A 20,398-nucleotide genomic window follows, 5' to 3' on the forward strand; every position below is an offset into this window, starting at 1 on the left:
GGCAGGCAGCAGATGACCGGTAAGCGGGTGAAATTGGTCAAGGCCGGGTTGGCAATGATGATGGGGCTGGCCCTGGCAAGTTGCGCCAGGCCGCCGGTGTCGGCCTATGATAATCCGGGCGGTGGCGCGAGTGCGGCTGCCAGCCTGCCGGTTGGGCAGAATACCGCGGGGGAGAGTTGCACGATCCAGCGCAGCGGCGATAGCGCCGATGTTTATTGCGGATCATGGGACCAGCCGAGCGCGCATGTGCGCAATGGCGGCCCGGCGGCGGCGGGGGATTTGGCGGCGCTGGCTGCGACCAGCACATGGCGGGCCTCACTGGAGGGCAGCTATGCCTGCAATGCGCCCACGCCGGCGACGATTTTGGATGGCGTGCCTGCCGAGGTGCTGGCCTGTACACAGCGTTTTGGCGGGTGGCCGCATGTGGCGGTGGCGAGCGTGATTAACGGCAATGTGTATTATGCCGATGGCGTGTTGCCAGCGCTGCCGCCGATGCAGCGGGCGATGGGCGTGATGAGCGGCAAGATCGCGGCGAGCGAGGCCGGGCAGGCAACGGTGGCGGCGTCTGACCAGATATTGGCGCAGCGGCTGGCGGCGCAGGCGTTCAGCTCCGGCGATATCGGCCATTACGAGGCGCTGATGGCGCTGGGGACCAAGGCCAACCAGGCGGAGGATTTCCCCGCCGCGGTGATTGCGTATCGTGCCGCGCTGGCGTTGCAGCAGAAGAAAATCGGCGCGGATAATCCGGGCACGGTGGCGCCGATGCTGGAACTGGCGCTGAACCTTTCGGACCAGGCGCAATATCCGCAGGCGGCGAATATGTTTGCGGCGGTGGCGAAGCTGGCGCCGCGGGCGAGTGACCCGACCGCGCAGGCGAGGCTGTTGCATTATGAGGGGCTGGACCAGTTGAACCAGAACCACCCGGCGCAGGCGCTGGATTTGCTGCGTCAGGCGGAGGCGCTCTACGCGGCGCTGCTGCCGCCGGAGTTGTTGCAGGCGCAGCCTGCGGCAAAGACCAATGAAGCGTTGTTCAGCGTGAGCGCGCAGCCAGGCATAAGTGGCCTGCTGGCGGAGCAGGCGACGTTGAATACCCCGGTGATGCAAAGCGCGCTGCTGGGGGTGATTGAAACGTGGCGTTATCAGGCCATCGCGCTTGATGCCAGCGGCGACAAGGCCGGGAGCGCCAAGGCGATGGCGACGGCGAACCGGATTGCGCTGGCCAATGATATCGCGCCGCCGATGCTGAGCGGGAGACTGAACCGGACCAGCGCAACGCTGGCGGTGGCGCAGGGGCAGACCGGCAGCGCGGTGGATTATCTGCAGGGGGCGGCAACGGATTTTGCAACCGCGATACCGGGCTCGCGGCCGGTGGCGGAGACGGCGCTGTTGCAGGCCGCGGCGTTGCATGACGGGAAAGATGACAAGGCGGCGCTGGCGGCCTGCCGCAGCGGTATTAGCCTGTTGACGAAGTTGCAGCTCGGAACCTCGGCGAGGCTGATCACGCCGTGCCTGGATGTGTTCGCGGCGGTGGCGGCTGGGGATCAGCCGGATGCGCAGGCGCTTTACGGCGAGATGTTTGCCGCCGCCGAGCTGGCGCAGGGCAGTGTGACGGCGCAGGAAATTGCCGAGGCGGCGGCACGGCTTTCGACGAGTTCGTCCGACCCGAAAGTGGCGTCGGCGATCCGCGCGCAGCAGGATGCGCAGGCGGCTCTGGTGAGCCTGTATCAGCAGCGCGACGAGTTGGCACACACGACGGGGGCGGGCGCCACGGCGGCTTTGACCGCGCTGGACAAGAAAATCGCCGGGGCCAATGTGGATTTGCAGCAGGCGACGCTGGCGGAACAGGCGGCGGCGCCGAATTTCGGGCAGTTGGTGCAGCAGGTGGTGCCGGCCAAGGCGGTGTTGGCCTTGTTGCGGCCTGATGAGGCGTTTTTGGGAATTACGGCGGGGCCGGACCATAGCTGGCTGTTTTTTCTGCATGACGGCGCGATGCGGGTGGCACGCAGCCAGACCAATGATTTCAGCATGGCCACGCTGGTTTCCGCCGTGCGCGACAGTATCGAGCCGACGCAGGCGGGGCTGCCGGCGTTTGATATGGCGGATGCGGCGGCGATCTATCAAGCGACGGTGGGGCCGTTCGCGGATGATATGAAGAATGTGCATGAGTTGGTGGTCGCACCCTCCGGCCCGCTGCTGGCGCTGCCGTTCGCATTATTGCCCACCGGGCCGGCTAGCGCCACTGACCTGGAGAACGCGCCCTGGCTGGTCCGCGAGACCACGCTGGCTTATGTGCCGGCCGCGGCGAATTTCGTTTCATTGAGGAAAGTGGCGGGAACTTCGGCGGCGGCGAAGCCATGGTTCGGGTTTGGCGATTTCAGGCCGGTGACGCTGGCGCAGGCGCAGGGGACGTATAACGTGGCGGCTTGCCAGGATAGCGCGGCGCTGTTCGCGAATTTGCCGAATTTGCCGTACGCGAAGCTCGAGCTGCAGGCGGCGGGCGCGATTTTTGGCGCCGGGCCGGGCGATGAGCTGTTGGGTACGAATTTTACGGTGCCGAATGTGGAAAAGGCGGACCTGAAGAATTTCAGAATTCTGCATTTTGCCACGCATGCGCTGCTGCCGACGGATCTGCCGTGCCAGAGCCAGCCCGCGATTGTGACATCGGCGCCGCCGGGTGCGGCCACGGCGGATGATGCGCTGCTGACCACCAGCGATGTGACGGGGCTGCATCTGGATGCCGATCTGGTGCTGCTCTCGGCCTGCAACACCGGGGGCGGAACGAATGGCGGCGAGGCGCTCTCGGGCCTGGCGCGCAGCTTCTTCTACGCAGGCGCGCGGGCGATGATGGTGACGCAATGGTCGGTGAACGACCAGGTGTCGGCGTATCTGGTGGCTGACACGTTGAGCCGGATTCATGCGGGGGCGGATGGCGGCGTGGCGGGCAGTGTGCGGGCGGCACAGCTGGCGTTGATCGCCGGGGCGGGGAAGGGGTTTCCGGCGGAGATCGCGGACCCGTTTTATTGGGCGGCGTTTTCGGTGATCGGCGACGGCGGCAATGCCGCCGATTTGCGGGAGTCGGCTCTATCCGGTTCGCCACAGACCGGACTATAAGCGTTTATGGCCGATATGCTTGGAAAATATGAACTGCGGCAGGTGCTTGGCAAAGGCGCCATGGGCACGGTGTATGAGGGGTTTGATCCGGTTATTGCCCGGCGGGTGGCGATCAAGACCGTGCGGCTGCCCGACCCTGAGGATGTGGAAGCGCAGGAGGAGCTGGCGCGCTTCAAGCGTGAGGCGCAGGCCGCCGGGCGGTTGACGCATCCCAATATCGTCGGCGTGTTCGATTACGGCGAGACGCCGGAAATCGCCTATATCGTGATGGAGTTTGTTGACGGCACGACGCTGAAACATGTCGTGGATAAAAAAGAGCGCTTCGAGCTGGCCGAGATCGTGCGGATCATGGAAGCGTTGATGGCCGGGCTGCAGTTCAGCCATGACCGCGGCGTTGTACACCGCGATATCAAGCCCGCGAATGTGATGTTGACGAAGGCGGGCGAGGTGAAGATCGCCGATTTCGGGATTGCGCGGATCGAGAGCAGCAGCATGACGCAGGCGGGCACCATGCTGGGGACACCCTCGTATATGTCGCCCGAACAGTTCATGGGCCAGACAGTGGATTCGCGCACCGATATCTATTCCTCCGGCGTGATGCTTTATCAGCTGCTGACCGGAGAAAAACCGTTCGAGGGCGGGCTGACGGCGATTATGCACAAGGTGCTCAATACCGAGCCGCCGCCGCCCTCGGCGTTATCGGTCACCGTGCCGCATGCGTTTGATGCGGTGGTGAAAAAGGCGATGGCGAAACGGCCGGAAGACCGTTTTGCCACCGCGAATGATTTTGCCAGGGCGTTGCGCGAGGCGTTCGAGGCCAAGGCGGCGGTGGAGGCCGGGGGGTTTGGCCTGGGGATTGCGGATTTTGGCGATGGCGAGGCCACGATGGTCGCGCCCAGCCGCCCGGCGGCGCAGGTGGCGGCACCCGCCAGGGCGATGCCGCAGCAGACCGCCGCGCCCCAGAAAAAAGGCGGTAATCTGGCGTTGATCGGCGGCGGCGCGGCGGTGGCCGTGGCGCTGTTGGGCGGCGGGGCGTATTTTTTGTTGGGCGGGCACAACGCAAGCCGGCCGGCGCAGACCACGGCGGCGCCGGCTAGCGCGCCTGCCGCGCAACCCGCTGCTCCGCCAATGACGCAGGCGCAGCGTGAAGCGGCGTTCACCTCGATATTGGGCTCGCTGCCGTGTACCCTGCTGAATGGCAACGATAGCGGCGCGGCGCCGGAGATCTCCGGCCTGGCCGGGGCGGGAGCGCCGCAGGCGGCGTTGAATGGGGCTGTGCAATCCTTGCCGGATGCGGGGATGCTGACCAATGACACGCAGACCATCGACGGGCCCTATTGCGATGCGCTGAACGCCATTCGCCCCTATCATCCGCTGTATGCGGGAGTGGGGGCGGTGTTGGGCCTCAGTCTGGCAGGCGGCAAGACCACGCTGCATGACGGCGATCTGATTACCGTGGCGGAGAAGATGCCGGGTTATGCCGGGTATTTGGAAACCGATTATTTCTCCAGCGACGGCAGCGTGCTGCATTTGTATCCGACGCCGACGGATGCTCAGACGGTGCTGGCGGCAGGGTCTGCGAAGACGCTGGGGGACCCGAGCCATGGCGGGGCGAGCTGGCAGGTGAGTGCGCCTTATGGCACGGATATGATCATCTCCATTGCCTCATCGGTGCCGCTGTTCACGAAGTTGCGGCCGCAGGATGAAAATGCCAGCGATTATCTGCCTGCATTGCGAGCCGCATTGCAGAATGCGGCGTCATCGGGGGCGAAAGTGGCGGTGGCCGCGTTGCCGGTTGTGACGCTGCCGAAATAGGCGGTGCGTTGTGCCCAGCTGCCGTTTCAGTTGGCGGCGAGACAGGCGGTTGCGGCCGCGGTTGACGGCAGGGGGGCGTTGGCCATCGGGGTTAGCCAGAAATTGGGCATCCCGGCGATATAGCCCGCGCGCAGCTGGCCGATCTCCGCTTGCGTCATGCCGACGGCATCAGCGTTAAAAAAGCGCGGATCCCTGGTGAAGATCAGGTAGGCCTGGGTTTCGTTCAGCATCAGCATGGTGTTGTTTGTGTCGTAGCCCTGGCGGCCGAGGAAGCTTGTGAAGGCGTCGCGGTCGGCTGCTGTCAGGCTGTACCAGAAGGACACCGCATATTGGCGGTAGGCGGGATTTGTGTAGAAAGCGCCGTGCGAGATTTCGTGGTGCAGGATGACCGCGCGCATCTCCGGCGTTACCGCGCCGCCGGCCGCGGGCAGTGTGATGATCGCCCCGTTGGCGCCGGGTTTTAACCAGCCGAGTTGGGTGAGCAGGGTTTTGAGCCAACGCTCCTGCGGGTTGAGCCGGATGTTTTCCTGGGCCGCGAGCTGGAAGAATTCCGCGAGGTCGGCGGCTGGATAGTCATGGCCGTAGTAGTAACTCTCGACGGTATCGCCGTGGCTGGCGATGGCTGTGCGCAAGGCGGTATCATCAAGGAGCCGGTCGCGCGGGAGGCCGGCTTTTTCGGTTAGCGCGGCGACGCGGTCGAGCGCCAGGCCCTGGGTGAGCAGGCTTGGGAAGTCGATGACCACGATGGCGTGGTCGGGCGCGAAGTAGGAGACCTGGATGTGGCACGGCTGGGTAGCGTCGATCTGCGCTTCGGTTTCAATGTCGATGGGGATGGCGGCGGGGCGGCTGAGGATGGCCCAGGCGGCGCCGATTGTCAGCAGCGACAAAACGGCGGCGCCAGCCATGAAAAGTCTCGCGCGGCGCGGGTTGTGCCGGGGCCGGGGGCCACCGGACGTTACGTGCTGAACCGTAACACCCCGGACCATGACGATGGTGTCATCGTCATGGGTTCCGGGTTTGCTCACTTCACGCAACGATCAGTCTATTGGCCGAGATTGATGATCTGGACGCGCCGGTTGCGCTGGTCGGGCGTGTTGGGCGGGGTGGGAACCAGGAGGTCGGACTCGCCGACGCCTTCGCTCTGCAGCCGGGTATCGGCTACCCCGAATTTGGTTTCGAGATAGGATTTCACCGCGGCGGCGCGCTGCTCGGAGAGGGTCTGGTTGGTGGCGGCATCGCCGGTGGTGTCGGTATGGCCGACGATTTTGAAGTTATAGGCGGCCAGATCGGCGCTGGTCAGCGCCTTGCCGAGCTGGTCGAGCGCGGCGGTGGCCTCGGGGGTCAGGCTGGCTGACCCGGAGCCGAACTGAATGTCCAGATTGGTGGAGGGGGCCGTAGCCGTGGCGGCTTGCGTGGGGGTGGCGGGCGTGGCGGCGGGGGCCATGCTCATGTTGCTCATCGAGCTCGCGGCGGGGGTGACGGGCATGGCCGGTGCCACGGTGCCGCTGGGGCCGGGAGGCAGGGGCTTGATGCCGCGGGTGGTGTCGCTCAGCATGCCGCTTGGCTTCAACTGGTTGATGATCTGCTGGGCGGAGGGGTTGGTCTGCGCGGACGCGGCGCCGCAGAGGGCGGTTGTGGCGAGCAGGGCGCCCGCCAGGGCCGCGCGGAAGGATGGATTTCGCATGGTCGATGCTCCTTGAAATTTAGGTTGTGTATTAGCACGGTTTGGGAACGAGGGATATAATTTAGGGCCGCGCCCGGCTTGGGGTCATGGTTGCAGGGCTTCTACCAGCGTGGCGCTGAAGATGGCTTCATCGGCGCTTTCCTGGCCGCGGATGGCGGCGCTTGGCGAGGGGAGCCAGGTGGTCCAGCCAAGCCTTGGTGCCGCTCCGGCGCTGGGGCCAGCGAGATGCAGGGGGGGGATTTCGGGTGCGGCGAGGACAAGATTGACGGCGAAGTCAGCCTCCCAGCCGGCATAGGCGCGGATCAGGGAGACCAGGGCGGGCAGAGTTTTTTGGTCTGGCAGCAGGGCCTCGAAAGCGGCGCGGTGCAGCGGCCCGACGCGGACGATGAAGCGGGCCTGTTGGTCCCATGCGCGGGTGCCGATGGCGGCGTTGACCCCCAGCTCGTGATAGGCGCCGGGCAGCCGCCCGCGCGGCAGGCGGCTTTGCTGGTCGGGCGGCAGGGTTAGCCAGGCACCGGCGAATTCGATGATGTCCACGCGGCGGCCGAGATAATCGGAGACCATGGATGCCAGGCGGTCGGCCGAACGAGGGTGGGCGGCGAAAAACCCCGCATAATGGCGCAGGACATCGGCTCCGGCGGGGAGGCGGTCGGCCAGATGGGCGGTGCCGAAGCCGGTGAAGGCGAGCAGGGCGGCGCCGATGGGCTCCTCCGGTGAATTTTCCAGCAAGGCGGTCTCGGCTGAGCGGTGCAGCCGGTATTTGATGCCGGCGCGGGCGAAGGCGGTGATGAAGCGTTGCGCCAGCAGGTCGAAAAAATCCACGATGCCGCGGGATTTGGCGCGGGCGGCCTGGGCGACGAGTTCGGTGTACCAGCGGGGCATCACGCCCGAGGGGCCGATGAGGCCGATCAGCGGTGTGGTCAGCTGGGCGCGCTTGCCCCCGGCCGGTGGTTCGGCGGTTGTGACCTCGGCGGCGGGTTGCGAGAGCAGAGGTGCCGCGATGAAGGCGATTTTATCGGTCTGGTGGGGCGAGGATTTGGAGGCGGCCAGAAGCAGCCGCACCGCGGCGTCAAACTTGAAGGCCTGCGGCAGGGATTTGAGGCGCTCGAGTGGAGATTTCTCAGCCATGGGCGGGGCCTGGTTACAGCAGCACGCGGGCGCCGGCGCGCGCGGGGAAGCGGATTTCAGGGTCCACCTTGCCGCGCAGCTTGACCGTGGTGCGCACGAAGGAGTTGACGCTGGCGTGCAGGGCGAGAAAGCGTTCCAGCACGGAGCTGAGAAGATATAACCCGGCGCCCTGGAAGGCGCGCGGCTCGAACTCCAGTTCGACGTCGAGCCCGCGGCAGAAGGCGCCCAGGCGCGAGCCGGGCACGCGGGCCGTGCCGGGCTTGGCGTTGACCGCCAGCAGGGCCTCCAGCGCGGCCCTGGTTTCGGCGGTGTCGCGCAGGTCATAGAGGCGGAGCACCTCTTTCAGCGCGGCGGCACCTGCGCCGCCGCCGGTTACCGAGAGATGGCCCAGCGAGAGATGCGAGATGAGCCGCCAGGCGCCGCGCGCGCGCAGCTCGGGCCGCAACGTGTTGGTCGGCGGGGTGATGCAGGCGATGGCGGCGAGGCCGGTGTGCGGGTTGAGGGCTTTGAGCGTGGGATGGCCGCCGCCGAAGGGCAGCTCGGAGGGGAGGTCGCGGTTGAGGCAAAGGGCTTCAACGGCCAGGACGCTGCCGGCATTTTGCGCTGGGTCGAAGCCGGTGTCGAAGGTGGCGAGGAAGGTATCGCCGCCGCCAATCGAGGGGTTGGCGGGGCGGCGGATCTCGTGGAAGGAGCCGCCCTCGCTGTTGGCCGAGGGGGTGGTTTCGCTCAGCCGGTAAAAGGGTTTCCAGGGGCGGGTTGTGGTGTCCTGCCGGACTTCGGTCACGCTGGTGACGCCCCAGACCTCCATGACGCTGGAGCGGCGCGCGTCTGGCAGGACGCGGTATTCGATGGTGGTGTGGTCGAGGTTGATGGGCTCGCAGCGCTGGGAGAACAGGTTGACGACCGGGGTGCAGCCAAGTTCGAACACCTCGGCGTTCACCGCGCGTTCCAGCTCGCCGGAGGTGCGGTTAAGGTAGATGAAGATCTCCAGCCTGTTGGAGTCATGCAGCAGGGTTTTCGCGGCCAGCCCGGAGATATCCAGGAACATGAATTTTTGGGGAAAGGCGAAATATTCGCTGAGCAGGCGGAAGCCGGAAAAACTGCGCGCGGGCCAGGGGAGGAGCGCGTCCTCCGGGGCGAAGCCGGCATCGCTGATCGCGGTTTTGGGCAGCAGGATGGGCGCGGGGTCGTTGGGGGTGTCGGCCAGGGCGACGCCCAGCGTGTGCCCGGCCAGAAGCTCGAACAAGGGGAGCGAGGTTGCGGGGCTGCCGCAGAGGAAGAGACGAAGCTGGTCCATGCCCAGGGCGCTGAACTTGACCTCGGGGTTCACCGTGGTGAGCACCAGGCGCAACACCGCCGTGGCGCCGTTGGCCAGGGTGTTCGCCGGGGCGGTGAAGGGCAAACCCATGAGGCGGGCGGATTCGATGCGTATGGGCCACAAGGTGAGTTTGCTCGTGGTGCGGTAGCGGCAGGATTGGCCGCGGACGGCTTCGGTGTCGATCGCGAAGCCGGGTTGGACTTCAACCATTGTCTGCAGATCGGGTTTGGGGGTGAATTTGGCGATGGCGCAGGAGGGAAACGGCGCCAGGTAATGCGGGTAGAGCACGCCGAGGAGGGTGTCGGTCAGCTCGGGGAATTCATCATCCAGGCGGGCCTGCGCGCGCGCGGAGAGGAAGGCCACGCCGTCGAGCAGGCGGGCGACGTGGGGGTCGTCCACCGCATCCGGGCTGAGGCGCAGCCGGCCGGCGATTTTGGGGTGGGCCTTGGCGAATTCGGCCGCGAGCTGGCGGACCGCGACGAGTTCCTGGTTGAAATAGGGGAGCAGAGTGTCAGCCACCAAGACCTCCCGAGACTTCGATGTCGGTGGTCGCGGCGTTCACCACGGTATCGAAACTGATCGGTTCGGGGGCGGGGTCGGCATGCAGCAGGGCCTCGATACGGAAATGCAATGTGGTGTCCAGATCATCTTTGGGTTTCAGCATGATGACGCTGACCTGCACCAGGCGCGGTTCGAACTGGCGGATGCAGCGTTCAATCTCCTTGCGCAAGACCTCGCGCGAGGAGATCTCGCTCATGGCGCCGGAGGTGTAGTCGGGCAGGCCGAAGCTGAAGCTGGAATTGGCAAGCTCGGGGTAGGCCTGCGGAATGGAGGCGAAGCGGCGGCGCGCGTTCAGCAGGGCTTCCAGGTCGCGCCGGACGGCCCGGCGCAGCACGGTGAGCGCGTCGGTGGCGGAAAGGGGCCGGTCGCGCTCCATTTCGGGGGCGTCGTCGAGCAGGCGGTCGAGCACCGATAGCTTCACCCTGGCGCCGGAATCGCGCATCCGGTCCAGGAAGATATTGGCGCCGGATGCGCGGTTTAAGGTTTCATCGCTCATGGGGTTGCGGTGTTATGGTGGGGGAACGGGTTCATTTGTTGAATTCAAGTACATCCAGGTCCATGATTCCGACGGCTTCCTCACCCATGAGGAAGACGCGCTGCCCGTTACCGCGCACGGGGCTGGCGGGGTCCTCGCTCCAGGAGGTGGCGCGGCCCAGGCGGTGGGCGTCGTCGGTGGTCTCCGTCTCGGCGAAATAGGTGACGGGGATGTAGACATCGCCGTCCGGGCCGTTGAGGACGCTCATCGAGCAGCGGCGCCAGGCCAGGTCGCGCGGGCGTTTGGGCGGGTGGAAGGCCATTGATTCGATGCGCGAGAGGGGAATCCAGTAATATTTACCGGTGGTGGTCAGGGTTTCGATGAAGCCGGGGAGCATGTCGTCAGCGTCGCGGAAGTCATCGAACACGGTGTTGCCGGCGGTGCCGGGGGCGCGTGGGCGCAGGGTTTCGGCCTGATCGGCCATGGCTTTTGCATTTGCCGTGTCGCCTGCGCGCAGGGAGACGAAGGCGGCCAGGGAGGCGCGCTCGGTTGCCTCGGGCTCGCCGAGGAACTCGGGCACCCGGCCGTCGCGGTAGAGCTGGCGGCGGGCGGTTTCGGCGCGCAGCAGCTGCCGGAATTCGGAGACCACGATCAGCGCCGTGGGGTCGATCTGGCTGGCGGCATCGAGGATGATGTCAGCGCGCTCCAGATTGCCGCTGAAGAGGAGCAGTTCCGCCAGCAGGACGCGGGCGCCAAGATCGGTTGGCGTCTGCTTCACCGCGGCGTTGGCGGCGGTGATAGCCTCGGTGAGTTTACCGGCGCGCAAGAGGCCGGCGGCCTGAAGATCGGTTTCTGCCATGTTCGATGTCCTATTCCTGCAATGACGCGTTGGGTTATGAAGCTTAATGTTTGCCGGGAGCGGAGAGCTCCGTCATCAGACGGAACGATGCCGTGACATCGTCGAGTTGGAAATGCGGTTGCAATTGCACGATACAGCCAAAAACCCCCGGTTTTCCAGGGGATTCAGTGACGGTGACGGCAGCGCTGCGCAGCGGGTAGCGGGCCATGGTTTCAGGCCCGGCGCTGGTGTTGGCGTTGGCGAACTGCATGAGCCAGTTTTGTAGAATGCGTTGGATTTCGCTGCTGGTTTTGAGGGAGCCGACCATGTCGCGCCCCATGATTTTAACATAATGGGCGAAGCGTGAGACGCAGACCATGCTGTTGAGCTGGGCCGAGAGCTGGGCGTTGGCGGCCGCGGCGGCGGCGTTGGGGCCGGCGTAGCGGGTGGCCGCGGCTTGCAGGCTGCGGGCGGCGCCCACGAGTGCCTGGCCGCCAAACGGCAGGGAGCTGACCGGTAGTAGCCCGGCGGCGACGAGGGCGCGCTCCTGGCGGTCGGTCAGCATGAGTTCGACCGCCGGGCGGTCGAGGCCGCCTGGGGGGTCGGTGGTGAACCAGGGCTCGGGCAGATCCTCAATGATACCGCCGCCGAGCCGGTCGATGTCGTAGCCGCGCATGTCGGCGGGCCAGGAGTAGTCCTCGAATGCGCGGATGACGCAGGCGGCCACCAGATACCCGGCATTGCTGAAGACGCGGTCGGAGGCGGTGAGGATTGTTTCGCGGTAGCGAAAGCCGCGGTGGCGGTCGAGGGCTTCCTCCCAAGGCAGGCGGGCCAGGGTGCGCGGCAGGGCGACGGCGAGAAAGCGCGCGTCCTCAAGCGTGGAGAGGCGTTTCCATCGCTGGTATTCAGCGGAGGACAGGACGGATGCAGGGTCGGCCACGCCGCTCAGCTCGGCGAACTCATCGACGCCCAGCAGGGCGGGGGAGGCGCCGACGACGATGGGGGCGAAAGCGGCGGCGGCGACGCTGGCCAGTGAGGTGAGGGCGGAGATATCGTCAGTGAGAGCGCCGGGACCGGGACGGTGGCGGACCTCGTGATCGGCGATCAGCAGGCCATAGGGTTCGCCGCCGGCGATGCCGAATTCGTCTTCGTAGATGGAGCGGAAGAGCTGGCTCTGGTCAAACTCGGCGGCGCGCTCAAGGTCGCGGCAGATTTCCGCCCAGGAGACGTTGAGGATGCGCAGCTTGGTCCGGCCGGTGATGTTGAGGCGCGAGGTGAGCCAGGCGAGGCCCCGCCAGCTGCCCTCCAGGCGGCGCAGGCGCGGGTGGTGCAGGATGCTGTCGAGCTGGCGGGAGATCAGGGTGTCAATCGCCGCGATGTCGCGGGTGAGCAGGGCGATGAGGGTTGCCGGGTCGCGGGCAAGGGAAGATGCGGCCGCGGAGCCGAACCAGGCGTGCAGCGTATCGGCCTGGCCGGCGATGAGGCTGGCGAGACGTTCGGCTGTTTCGGCGTGGGCGCTGGTAAAATAGGCGCCGCGCAGCACGGCTTCACGCAATGGCGGCAGCGGGGGCGGGGGCGGGGCGGGTGGTTCGGTTGCCGCAGGTTCCTCCGTGGGCGGGGCCTGGGGCGGCGGCGAGGGTGGGGCGGCGGTTGCGGGCGCAGGTGTGGGCGGGGCGGGCGTTGTCCGCGCCACTACCCTGATGATTGTTGCGTCGGGATCCTCGTCATCGCTGGTCATGCTCTCTCCATCCTGACCGCGCGCCCCGCCGGGACGCGCGGCTGGGAGCGGATTCAGGCCTTTTGCGGAATACGCGCGACCATGCGCATGCTGGTCGTGAGTTCTTCCATTTGCAGCCAGGGCCGCAGATAGGCCACGGCGTTGTAGGACCCGGGTTTGCCGGGGATTTCCTTCACCTCGATTTTGGCTTCGCGCAGCGGGTATTTGGCCTTGGTTTCCGGTCCGGCATCGGGGTTGCCGCTGACGTAGTTGTTGATCCACCGGTTGAGCCATTTTTCGCACTCAGGGGCTTCCATGAAGCTGCCGATTTTGTCGCGCGCCATGACCTTGAGGAAGTGCGCGAAGCGGCTGGAGGCCATGATGTAGGGCAGGCGTGCCGAAATGGCGGCGTTCGCCGTGGCGTCCGGGCGGTCGTATTTCTTTGGCTTCTGTACGGTCTGCGCGCCGAAGAAAACGGCGTAGTCGGTGTTTTTGTAGTGGCAGAGCGGCAGGAAGCCAAGGTTGGACAGCTCAAACTCGCGGCGGTCGGTGATGCCGATTTCGGTCGGGCATTTGCCGTCCATGTCGCCATCGTCGGACTGAAAGAGATGCGTCGGCAGGTTCTCGACCTTGCCGCCGCCCTCGGCGCCGCGAATGGCGACGCAGAAGCCCGATTCAGCGAAGCTGGTGGTCATGCGCACACCCATGGTGTAGGCGGCGTTCATCCAGCAATAGTTTTGGTGGTTGAGCGCCTGGGCGGCGCCGGTGGCGTCGTAGGGGGCTTCCTCGTAGCCGAATTCGTCAACCGGCTTGGTGGCCGCGCCGTAGGGGACGCGGGCGAGCACGCGCGGCATGACGAGCGAGACGAAGCGGGCGTCTTCAGTGTCGCGGAAACCGCGCCATTTGGTGTATTCGGCGGTGTCGAAAATCTTTGCCAGATCGCGCGGTTTGGTCAGTTCGGTCCAATCGTCGAAGCCGAACATGCCAGCGCCGGCGGCGGAGATGAACGGCGCGAAGGAGGCGGCGGCGACATTGGAGACCAGGCGCAGGGATTCGATGTCGTCAGGGTGGTTGACCCACTCATAGTCGCCGATCAACGAGCCGTAGGGTTCGCCGCCGGGGGTGCCGAACTCGTTCTCGTAGATTTTTTTGAACAGCTGGCTCTGGTCGAACTCGACGGCCTTGGTCAGGTCGCGGTTCAACTCGCGCTTGGTCATGTTCAGCACCTTGATCTTGAGGCTGGTGCCGGTCTCGGAGTTCATCACCAGATGGTGCAGGCCGCGCCAGCTGCCTTCCAGTTTCAGGAACTTCTCATTGTGCATCACCGCGTTCAGTTGCGCCGACATTTTCTGGTCGATCGCGGCGATGGCCTTGTCGATCGTGCGGGTCAGGTTTTTGTCGAAGCTGATGGTGCCGGCCAGGGCCTGCTCGACCAGGTTTTTGACCAGGTCTTGCGCGCGGTCAGGCTCGGTCTGCTTGGTTGCGGAGACAACCTGATCGAGAAAGCTGACGCCTTCGGTGGTGGTGGTTGCCGCGCCGCCTTGGGGATTGGTTTGGGTTCCAGACATGGTTCAGCCCTCCTTCTTGTCGAGGCCAAGCTCGCTGGAAAGCGCCTTCAGCTCATCGTTGTTTTGCAGCACTTTTTCCAACAGGCCTTCCAGCTCGTCGGAACGGTCGGCCTTGCTCATCAGGTCACGCAGCTTGTTGCGTGTTTCCAGCAGGGATTTCAACGCCGGGACCTGTTCGACGATGCGGGCGGGGTCGAAATCATCCATTGAGCTGAACTTAAGGTTCAGGGCCATTTCGCTGCCGTCGTCGGCGAGGGTGTTGTCAACCTTGATGTTCAGGCCGGGGTTCATACGGGCCATGACGTCGTTGAAATTGTCGCGGTCGATCTGGGTGAACTTGCGATCGGCCATCGGCCGCAGCGGCTGGGTGGGGTCGCCGGAAAAATCGCCCATGACGCCGACCACGAAAGGCAATTCACGCACAATCTGTGCGCCGTCGGTTTCCACTTCATATGTGATATGAACGCGGGGTTTGCGGACGCGGTTTAATTTGCTGTGTACGCTGCCACTCATTTTTTGTCTCCTGAAAAGGCTTACAGTCAATTTAACGTAGGAAATATCCGGCGGTGCGGTCAGGGCAACGGCCATCAGGCCAAAGCGATTATTCCCCTAAAACGCCGCCGGGTTTCCCGGTCGAACAGGCGCGCTGACAATTTGCCAGGTTAATCCCCAGTCTTGATGCCAAGGCTGGTAAGAATATTGATCCGAACCTGGTCGTCCTTCACTAATTCGGCGATCAGTTCCGGCCAGGTCAACCGGCCACGGCGGATGGCTTCGTCGATTGTGTAGGCCAAAGGAGACTGCGGTTCAGTACGGCGGAAATAGTCGGCGATTTCAGTCAGGCTGGCAAGAGCATCCTCACGGGTGACGGCGCGTTTGGCTTTTGCCGGGGCGCCCGCGGTGCCGGTATCGGCTGTTTCTGATTGCGCGGTGGCGGTCTCGTCTGGTGTGTTCTCGTTGGTGGCGGCGGGGGGCGGGCCGTAACGGTTGACGATGGCCGCGACCTTGTCCAGCGTTTCGCTGATTCTGCGGGTCGGGGGGCTGTCGGCTCCGGCGGCTTTCTCAAATTGTTCACCCATGGCGGTCCAGGCGGCCTGGGCGGCCTCAAGATCCCGCCGCAGGGCCGCATAAACGCCCGCAGGGACCGCGCGGGCAGCGTTCTTCATTTTGTCATAAGGGATAACGCCGGCATTGATGCGCGCTTCGACACGTTTGGGGTCGGCGATGGTCTCGAGTTCGGCGGATTGCTCATACTGAAAAAGCATCACCGGTTGGCCATTGGCATCGTTGAACAGCGGCAATTTGAGGAGCGGCTGGCTGAGGGTGCCGTCGCCGCCTTCGCCGTTCAGGCCCGTTACCGGAGAGATGCGGGTTTCTATGCCGTCTTCATCGGGCATGGGGTAAAGATTGTCCCAGTAGCGCTCGACCAGGCCGCCGATCAGGCTGGCGCCAAAGGCGAGGCCGGCGAGGCCATCGCTGCGGACCAGGGCCTCGGTCAGCCAGGCGGCGGCTTCAAGATCCTTGGCTTGTTCGGTCAGGATTTTTAACGCCAGGGTGCGGACGTTGCGCCAGCTTTCAGGCGGGGCGGTGTCGCCGCCGGGGTTGGCGTCAGCCGCGCGTTCGGCGGCCCGGGCTTCGGCCCGGGCGTCGCGCAGCCGGAAATAGCTGGACGTTGGGGAGAAGTCGGTTCTGACATCATTCCCGGCGGGAGCGCTCTCGCTAATCGGCGCGAGCAACGATTCGAGATCCAACCCTTCTATGGCCATTACTTCATCCCCAGATACCAGAAAGATTGTAACGGCTTTATCCAGTTGCCACAATCGTTAAAGTTAGTGTAACAATCCTCCCGTCCTGGCGCCTCAAGCGATGACTGGACAGTTTTGGTTTGCTCAAGGTATCGATACTACCATGGGGAGAAGTGTGTTTCTCCGCCATAAGTTTGTTGCGCCGGAAATAAATTAGCTGTGCCGATTTGATATGATTTCGTCAGCAGGCAAGGGGGGTAAATGGTCGCAATTGATCTTAAATCTTTGATCAACCGGTTGGACGATCATTGCCGCCGCGCATTGGAGGCGGCTGCCGGGCTGACATTGTCGCGGACGCATTATAACGTTGAGATCGAGCACTGGCTGATCAAGCTGGCGGAGGGGACGGACACCGATATCGCGGCGATATTTCGCCAATATGATATCGACCATGGCCGGTTTTTGAGTGATCTGAACCGTGGCCTTGATAAAATGAAAACCGGCAACGCGCGGGCGCCCGCACTTTCGCCGGAAATTGTTGACCTGGGCAAGCAGGCCTGGTTGCTGGCTTCGGTTGAGCAGGGCTTGTCGCGCGTGCGGTCCGGCCATTTGCTCTGGGCGCTGCTGGCGGATGAGACGCTGGCGCGCCGCGCGCGGGAAGCTTCAGGGCAATTGCTGAAGATTCAACCGGATATTTTGAAACGCGACATGGCGGTGATTACCGCCAACAGCATTGAGGCGCAGAGTGCGCCGGCGGTGGTTGATGGTCCGGGGCCTAATGGCGCGGGCGCGGATGGAATGGCGCGGCCGGCGGGAACCGGGGCGTTGGATTTGTATACTTACGACCTGACCGCGCGGGCGAGGGCTGGCAAGATCGACCCGATTTTGGGCCGGGATTTTGAGATACGGCAGGCGATCGATATTTTAACCCGGCGGCGGCAGAATAATCCGATTTTGACCGGCGAGGCGGGCGTGGGCAAGACCGCGGTTGTCGAGGGGCTGGCGCTGAAGATCGCCGAGGGCGATGTGCCGGAGTCGATGAAGAACGTGACGTTGCGCACGCTCGACCTGGCCTTGCTGCAAGCGGGCGCCGGGATGAAAGGCGAATTCGAGCAGCGGCTGAAGTCGGTGATCGACGAGGTCAAGGCAAGCCCGAAGCCGATTATTGTTTTTATCGACGAGGCGCATACGCTGATTGGCGCCGGTGGGCAGGCGGGGCAGAACGATGCCGCGAACTTGCTGAAACCGGCGCTGGCCCGCGGCGAGTTGCGCACGATCGCGGCGACGACCTGGGCGGAATATAAGAAATATTTCGAGAAGGACGCAGCCCTGACGCGGCGCTTCCAGGTCGTGAAGGTTGAGGAACCATCTGAGCCGATGGCGATTGCGATGATCCGGGGTCTGACGGATACGCTGGAGAAGCACCACAAGGTGCGCATTCTCGATGAGGCGCTTTCGGAGGCCGTGCGGCTCTCCGCGCGGTTCATTCCAAGCCGCCAACTGCCTGATAAGGCGATCAGCCTGATCGATACCGCCTGTGCGCGTGTGGCGATGAGCCAGGCCGCTGTGCCGGCTCCGATTGAGGATTTGCGGCGGCGGATTGATCTGATTGATACCGAGCTTGGGATTTTGGATCGTGAGATGGCGACCGGCGGCGCGCATGAGGCGCGGGTGGCCGAGATTAGCGAAGAAAAGGCCAGGGCGCAGGTTGATCTTGCTGCGCTGGAGGTTCGTTTTGAGGAAGAAAAGAAGCTGGCGGCGGAAATTGCCGGCGTGCGCGGCCAGATAGAGGATAAAGAAAACGCCGAGGACAAGGGCGAATTGCGGAACCGGCTGAATAGACTGCATGAAGATTTGAAGACGTTGCAGGGCGAGACGCCGCTGATCTTTCCGGTGGTGGATGGCCAGGCGGTGGCGGAGATTGTGGAAAGCTGGACCGGCATTCCGGCTGGGCGGATGCAGTCCAACGAGATAAATACAGTGCTGAACCTGAAGACGGCGATGGAGGAGCGCATTGTTGGCCAGCCGCATGCGCTGGAGGCGGTGGCGCAGTCGATCCGTACCTCGCGGGCGAAACTGACTGATCCGCGCAAGCCGATCGGGGTGTTTTTGATGGTTGGAACGTCGGGCACGGGCAAGACCGAGACCGCACTGACATTGGCAAACCTGCTGTATGGCGGCGAGCAAAATCTTACGACCATCAACATGACCGAGTTCAAGGAAGAACATAAGGTCTCGCTGTTGATGGGCAGCCCGCCGGGTTATGTGGGCTATGGCGAGGGCGGTATCCTCACCGAGGCGGTGCGGCGGCGGCCTTATTCGGTGATTTTGCTGGATGAGATGGAAAAGGCGCATCCCGGTGTGCAGGATGTGTTCTTCCAGGTGTTCGACAAGGGCAATATGAAGGACGGTGAAGGCCGGGACATCGACTTTAAGAACACCGTGCTGATCATGACCTCCAACGCCGGAACCGAGCTGATCGACAAATTGTTCGCCGATCCGGAGACCGCGCCCGATGCCGCGCAACTGGCGGAAGCGTTGCGGCCGGAGTTGATGAAATATTTCAAGCCGGCGTTTTTGGGGCGGGTGACGATCGTACCCTACTTCCCGCTGTCGGAAGATGTCATCAAGCAGATCGTGCGGCTGCAACTTAACAAAATTGTCAAGCGTGTGCGGGATGGTTATAAGGCAACATTTGCCTATGCGCCGGAATTGGTGGACGTGATTGCGGCGCGCTGCAAGGAATCTTCGTCAGGGGCACGAAATGTCGAGAATATTCTTTCGCGCACATTATTGCCTGAATTGTCGTCCGAGGTGCTGAGCCGCCTGGCGGCGGGGGATGCGATCTCGCATGTGTCTGTCGGGATCGGCCCGGAAGGGGCGTTCCAGTACGAGCTTAGCTGAACATTTTCACTTAAAACCACGAGGAGTCTAAATTATGGCGATCTATGTAAAATACACCTCCCCAGCGATCGACGGCGGTGTGACCACAAAAGGCTATGAAAAACAGTTCGAGGTTAATTCCTTTCAGTTCGGTATTGGCCGTGGTGTTGGTTCGCCAACTGGCGGGTCGAGCAACCGTGAAGCCTCGACGCCCAGCGTGTCGGAAATCGTGTTGACGAAGGTCCTCGACGAGGCCTCAGGAAATCTGATCAAGGAAGCCTATAGCGGCGCTGGTAAGGCGACCGCGGTGATCTCGTTCGTGCGGACCGATGGCGGCGGCGGCGTAACCTATCTGGAGTACACGCTCTCGGACGTGATGCTCTCCGGCTACAGTATCAGCAGCGGCGGGGACAAACCCTCGGAGTCGATTTCGCTCAACTTTACCAAGATCGAAACCAAGATCATTCCGCAGAATTCGGACGGCACCGCCGGTACCGCGTTCCCTGTCACCTACGACCTTGCAACGCAGGTCATGAGCTGATTCCAATCGAGAGCGGCCGGCGCGAAAGCGCCGGTTTTCTCGTGTTTCATCAACCTGATCGTAAGATTGAAGCCGATTAAAGCAAAGGGGTGTCGTGATGGGTACCGTTAGTAAAAAATTACCCGAATTCCCGGGCTTTGCCGTGCAGTATGATCCCTCTGCAAAACCGTTTTTTGTGTCTCAGGTTGTTGAGGACCTCAGGCGCATCGCGACAAGAGAAGTCGGCCGGGAACTCCTTAAGCAAATTGCTGATGCAAGACCTCGTAGCCGGTCAGCCCTTGGGAATGCCAGCGCTGAGGTCAAGGCCATCAAATTCAGTAAAGGCATTAATGTGGTGATGGTGCCAACATCGGTGGCCTTCACCCAGTCAGGCTACAAAATGGCCTTCACGGGCAGGGGGATGGAAAAATCCCTGACGGCTTCCACGGCAGCTTCACATAATATCCAGGACTGTCCGTTTCATATCGCTGGTGGCAGTTGCGCCGAAGCTGTGGATATCATGGCGGCAGGCAATGGTACCGGCACCGTCTCGATCATGAAATATACGAATGCGCAGATTATAACAGGCAAGGGTGAGGCAACATCCTCGTTTATCGTGCTTGCGCACGAGTTGATCCACTCACTTCATCATGTGACCGGGACACGTAAGGATAATGTCGAGGAGCTCTGGACAACCGGCCTTGGCATCTACGCGGATGAATTAATGACGGAGAACACGTTCCGTAAGATGTTTGGTCTGCCGCCGCGGATAGATTACTAGGGCGTGGTCGCTATAGAGCAATATGCGTTTGGATTGACGCAGAGCGTTCAAGCTAAACGTATGAAATTGCGCGCTCAAACACAAACTTAGAGTATTCATCTATTCGCTGAATGCTCTAAGTTTGATCATTCTCCAGCCATTTTTCTGAGGACGATTCACGTTTTGGCCCGCTCATGCGGGGCAACTTCATGTGATCGCGCTCTGGAGCCGCGGATAGAGCAGGCCGGTTATGTTTTGAGCCGGTTTTCCTTATG

At 63.3% G+C, this 20,398-nt stretch carries 15 protein-coding genes; 5 read left to right on the forward strand and 10 right to left on the reverse strand.

The features are described from left to right. Positions 1 to 12 precede the first annotated feature (12 nt). Together QQJ84_RS01550 and QQJ84_RS01555 are read left to right on the forward strand one after the other, a co-directional pair. Positions 13 to 3,111: a CHAT domain-containing protein gene (locus QQJ84_RS01550; RefSeq protein WP_284256156.1), complete on the forward strand. Its 3,099-nt coding sequence runs from the start codon at positions 13 to 15 to the stop codon at positions 3,109 to 3,111. Positions 3,112 to 3,117: 6 nt separating this feature from the next. After that, entirely contained in the window at positions 3,118 to 4,926 is a 1,809-nt protein-coding gene (locus tag QQJ84_RS01555; protein WP_284256157.1) for a serine/threonine-protein kinase, read from the forward strand. A 26-nt stretch (positions 4,927 to 4,952) separates the two neighbouring features. On the opposite strand, the gene QQJ84_RS01560 is transcribed toward QQJ84_RS01555, so the two are convergent. From QQJ84_RS01560 to tssA, 10 genes are all read right to left on the reverse strand, one after another. Further along, entirely contained in the window at positions 4,953 to 5,831 is an 879-nt protein-coding gene (locus tag QQJ84_RS01560; RefSeq protein ID WP_284256158.1) for a hypothetical protein, read from the reverse strand. A 137-nt stretch (positions 5,832 to 5,968) separates the two neighbouring features. After that, a complete protein-coding gene (locus tag QQJ84_RS01565) occupies positions 5,969 to 6,610 on the reverse strand; it encodes an OmpA family protein (RefSeq protein WP_284256159.1) in 642 nt (213 codons plus the stop codon). Between the two features lie 84 nt (positions 6,611 to 6,694). Beyond that, a complete protein-coding gene (gene tssG / locus QQJ84_RS01570; protein WP_284256160.1) occupies positions 6,695 to 7,738 on the reverse strand; it encodes a type VI secretion system baseplate subunit TssG in 1,044 nt (347 codons plus the stop codon). 13 nt (positions 7,739 to 7,751) lie between these two features. Continuing rightward, a complete protein-coding gene (gene tssF, locus QQJ84_RS01575; protein WP_284256161.1) occupies positions 7,752 to 9,575 on the reverse strand; it encodes a type VI secretion system baseplate subunit TssF in 1,824 nt (607 codons plus the stop codon). Beyond that, positions 9,568 to 10,113 carry a type VI secretion system baseplate subunit TssE gene (tssE, locus tag QQJ84_RS01580; RefSeq protein WP_284256162.1) on the reverse strand — a complete coding sequence of 182 codons (546 nt, stop codon included), beginning with the start codon at positions 10,111 to 10,113 and terminating at the stop codon, positions 9,568 to 9,570. The genes tssF and tssE overlap by 8 nt, the downstream gene beginning before the upstream one ends. A 31-nt stretch (positions 10,114 to 10,144) precedes the next feature. After that, positions 10,145 to 10,951 carry a type VI secretion system accessory protein TagJ gene (locus QQJ84_RS01585; RefSeq protein WP_284256163.1) on the reverse strand — a complete coding sequence of 269 codons (807 nt, stop codon included), beginning with the start codon at positions 10,949 to 10,951 and terminating at the stop codon, positions 10,145 to 10,147. 43 nt (positions 10,952 to 10,994) lie between these two features. Then, positions 10,995 to 12,668, reverse strand: a complete 1,674-nt coding sequence (tssC, locus tag QQJ84_RS01590) for a type VI secretion system contractile sheath large subunit (RefSeq protein WP_284256164.1) — start codon at positions 12,666 to 12,668, stop codon at positions 10,995 to 10,997. A 53-nt stretch (positions 12,669 to 12,721) separates the two neighbouring features. Then, complete coding sequence (tssC, locus tag QQJ84_RS01595; protein ID WP_284256165.1) at positions 12,722 to 14,215, reverse strand: type VI secretion system contractile sheath large subunit; 1,494 nt, start codon at positions 14,213 to 14,215, stop codon at positions 12,722 to 12,724. 3 nt (positions 14,216 to 14,218) lie between these two features. Further along, complete coding sequence (gene tssB / locus QQJ84_RS01600; protein ID WP_348522655.1) at positions 14,219 to 14,803, reverse strand: type VI secretion system contractile sheath small subunit; 585 nt, start codon at positions 14,801 to 14,803, stop codon at positions 14,219 to 14,221. 74 nt (positions 14,804 to 14,877) lie between these two features. Continuing rightward, positions 14,878 to 15,981, reverse strand: coding sequence for a type VI secretion system protein TssA (tssA, locus tag QQJ84_RS01605; protein WP_284256166.1), 1,104 nt, complete (start codon positions 15,979 to 15,981; stop codon positions 14,878 to 14,880). 240 nt (positions 15,982 to 16,221) lie between these two features. On the opposite strand from tssA, the gene tssH reads away from it, so the two are divergent. The 3 genes from tssH (at position 16,222) to QQJ84_RS01620 (ending at position 20,144) form a co-directional block, all read left to right on the forward strand. Further along, positions 16,222 to 18,864 carry a type VI secretion system ATPase TssH gene (tssH, locus tag QQJ84_RS01610; protein ID WP_284256167.1) on the forward strand — a complete coding sequence of 881 codons (2,643 nt, stop codon included), beginning with the start codon at positions 16,222 to 16,224 and terminating at the stop codon, positions 18,862 to 18,864. A 34-nt stretch (positions 18,865 to 18,898) separates the two neighbouring features. Beyond that, positions 18,899 to 19,384 (forward strand): Hcp family type VI secretion system effector, encoded by a 486-nt coding sequence (locus tag QQJ84_RS01615; RefSeq protein WP_284256168.1) that lies wholly within the window; start codon positions 18,899 to 18,901, stop codon positions 19,382 to 19,384. A 97-nt stretch (positions 19,385 to 19,481) separates the two neighbouring features. Further along, positions 19,482 to 20,144 (forward strand): M91 family zinc metallopeptidase, encoded by a 663-nt coding sequence (locus tag QQJ84_RS01620; protein WP_284256169.1) that lies wholly within the window; start codon positions 19,482 to 19,484, stop codon positions 20,142 to 20,144. Positions 20,145 to 20,398: the final 254 nt, after the last annotated feature.

The sequence above is a fragment of the Acidocella aquatica genome (genome assembly GCF_030160635.1).
Classification (GTDB): domain Bacteria; phylum Pseudomonadota; class Alphaproteobacteria; order Acetobacterales; family Acetobacteraceae; genus Acidocella; species Acidocella aquatica.

Excerpts from the sequence above, each read along its gene's own strand:
- QQJ84_RS01550 (WP_284256156.1), top strand. The coding sequence starts at position 13 with ATGACCGGTAAGCGGGTGAAATTGGTCAAGGCCGGGTTGGCAATGATG.
- QQJ84_RS01620 (WP_284256169.1), top strand. The coding sequence starts at position 19,482 with ATGGGTACCGTTAGTAAAAAATTACCCGAATTCCCGGGCTTTGCCGTG.
- tssC (WP_284256164.1), bottom strand. The coding sequence starts at position 12,668 with ATGACCAGCGATGACGAGGATCCCGACGCAACAATCATCAGGGTAGTG.
- QQJ84_RS01565 (WP_284256159.1), bottom strand. The coding sequence starts at position 6,610 with ATGCGAAATCCATCCTTCCGCGCGGCCCTGGCGGGCGCCCTGCTCGCC.
- QQJ84_RS01585 (WP_284256163.1), bottom strand. The coding sequence starts at position 10,951 with ATGGCAGAAACCGATCTTCAGGCCGCCGGCCTCTTGCGCGCCGGTAAA.
- QQJ84_RS01555 (WP_284256157.1), top strand. The coding sequence starts at position 3,118 with ATGGCCGATATGCTTGGAAAATATGAACTGCGGCAGGTGCTTGGCAAA.
- tssA (WP_284256166.1), bottom strand. The coding sequence starts at position 15,981 with ATGGCCATAGAAGGGTTGGATCTCGAATCGTTGCTCGCGCCGATTAGC.
- QQJ84_RS01560 (WP_284256158.1), bottom strand. The coding sequence starts at position 5,831 with ATGGCTGGCGCCGCCGTTTTGTCGCTGCTGACAATCGGCGCCGCCTGG.
- tssE (WP_284256162.1), bottom strand. The coding sequence starts at position 10,113 with ATGAGCGATGAAACCTTAAACCGCGCATCCGGCGCCAATATCTTCCTG.
- tssG (WP_284256160.1), bottom strand. The coding sequence starts at position 7,738 with ATGGCTGAGAAATCTCCACTCGAGCGCCTCAAATCCCTGCCGCAGGCC.
- tssB (WP_348522655.1), bottom strand. The coding sequence starts at position 14,803 with ATGGCCGTTGCCCTGACCGCACCGCCGGATATTTCCTACGTTAAATTG.
- tssC (WP_284256165.1), bottom strand. The coding sequence starts at position 14,215 with ATGTCTGGAACCCAAACCAATCCCCAAGGCGGCGCGGCAACCACCACC.
- QQJ84_RS01615 (WP_284256168.1), top strand. The coding sequence starts at position 18,899 with ATGGCGATCTATGTAAAATACACCTCCCCAGCGATCGACGGCGGTGTG.
- tssH (WP_284256167.1), top strand. The coding sequence starts at position 16,222 with ATGGTCGCAATTGATCTTAAATCTTTGATCAACCGGTTGGACGATCAT.